The 651-nt window shown below is 68.2% G+C and carries 1 protein-coding gene; it reads left to right on the forward strand.

Annotated features, from left to right (window positions below):
• Positions 1–135: 135 nt before the first annotated feature.
• Positions 136–651 (forward strand): PLDc N-terminal domain-containing protein (locus tag AAE045_RS23665; protein WP_455549750.1); only part of this gene is annotated, 516 nt, incomplete at its 3' end.

Consider the following 651-nt stretch of genomic DNA (forward strand, 5'->3'; position numbering starts at 1 on the left):
TGCTTGAGCTTCCCGAAAAAACCCGCCCCTCGTGGCGGGTTTTTTCATGGGCCGCGCCCGGGCCCGCACCCGGCATGACCGGTTGCATGCAGCGACCCATGGCAGAATGCGATTCCCCTCCCGACGGGCGACGCGATGCTGTTCGAGTGGCTGCTGGGTTCGTGGTTGTTGATGCTGGATTGGCTGATCCGGCTGGCCGCGCTGTTCTGGATTCCCAGCCGCACCACGCCCGGTGCCGCACGCAGCTGGCTGCTGCTGGTCGGCTTCGTGCCGCTGCTCGGGCTGCCGCTGTACCTGCTGTTCGGCCACCCCTGGCTGTCGCGCCAGCGCGTGCAGCGCCAGGCCGAGGCGTCCCAGGTGATCCGCGAGGAACAGGCCCTGCAGCCGCCGCTGCGCTGGACGCCCGCGCCGGATACCGCCACCGCCGAGATCGTGCCGCTGATCGAGCGCCAGGGCGATTTCATGCCCATCCACGGCAACGCGGTGGATCTGCTCAACAACTACGACGCTTCGCTGCAGGCGCTGATCGAAGACATCGACCAGGCGCGCGAACGCGTCCACCTGCTGTACTACCTGATGTTCGACGATGCGGTCGGTGAGGCCATCGTTCAGGCACTGCAGCGCGCCGCGGCGCGTGGCGTGCACTGCCGG

This window comes from Dryocola clanedunensis (assembly GCF_038405435.1).
Taxonomy (GTDB): domain Bacteria; phylum Pseudomonadota; class Gammaproteobacteria; order Enterobacterales; family Enterobacteriaceae; genus Dryocola; species Dryocola clanedunensis_A.